At 64.1% G+C, this 923-nt stretch carries 1 protein-coding gene and 1 pseudogene; one reads left to right on the plus strand and one right to left on the minus strand.

Annotated features, from left to right (window positions below):
* Positions 1 to 487: IS110 family transposase (locus AC1DY5_RS57170; protein ID WP_478122965.1), on the minus strand; the 487-nt coding region annotated here is incomplete at its 3' end.
* Between the two features lie 313 nt (positions 488 to 800).
* On the opposite strand from AC1DY5_RS57170, the pseudogene AC1DY5_RS57175 reads away from it, so the two are divergent.
* Positions 801 to 923 (plus strand): annotated as a pseudogene (locus tag AC1DY5_RS57175) (IS630-like element ISCARN39 family transposase); the annotation flags it as partial.

The following is a 923-nucleotide window of genomic DNA, read 5'->3' on the forward strand; positions in this document are numbered from 1 at the left end:
GGATGTCGCTGAGCACGACGCTGAGCTTGAGGTTGGCGTCCTCCAGGACCTTCTCGATGCGCTGGGCGTGGGCACTCCATTCGAGCACGAACGTGCGCGTGAGCGTGCGCAGTTCCTGCACGGCCACCGGCGGCACGAAGCTGGCGCGGACAAGCCCGTGGGCCAACAGGTCGGCCAACCACATCGCATCGTGGACGTCGGTCTTGCGCCCGGGCACGTTCTTCACATGCGCGGCGTTGGCCAGCACCAGCTCGAAGTGGCCTTCGAGGACGTGCCACACGGGCTTCCCGTACACGCCCGTGGCCTCCATGCCCACCTGCTCGACGGCAAAGGCATCGAGCCAGTCGGCCAGGGCCAGCAGCCCCGAGGTGGTGGCAAAGGTGCGCACTTCCTGCAGCGGGGAGCCGTCGCCGGCAATGCGCACGCACGCCACCACGGTTTGCTTGTGAACGTCCAGCCCTGCGCAGCGCGGATAGATAACTTCCATGATCGCCTCCAATGCACGGCGACATCGGCGTGCGGCCCACGTCATCGAAGTCTGAAATGCGTGCTCAGGGGCGCAAGGCCCGAGACGACAGTACGGGGTGCTCGTGGAGCCGCGGGTCCAACTRRRATWCGGGTTCGWGGCACCAAGTACAAACTGACCTCTKTGCCGGACGCCGCACTCAATTTCACAGGGTTTCATGGGTCGTGGGTCGCGCACCGCGCGGTGGAGCAACTATTGAGATTTACCAAATCCATGACAACCAATAACGTCCTCGAACGTTATCCAATCAGCGGATTGATTGGAGGTAGGTTGCATGGGCAAGAAGATGGACGAGGCCACGCGCAAACGGGTGCAGGCTGGGCGAATGCTGCTGGCGGACAAGACCCCCGCGCAGGCCGCAGCGGCGGTTGGCGTGGCACGCCAGACCGTGTACACA

The organism is Variovorax sp. P4_D9 (assembly GCF_056401695.1).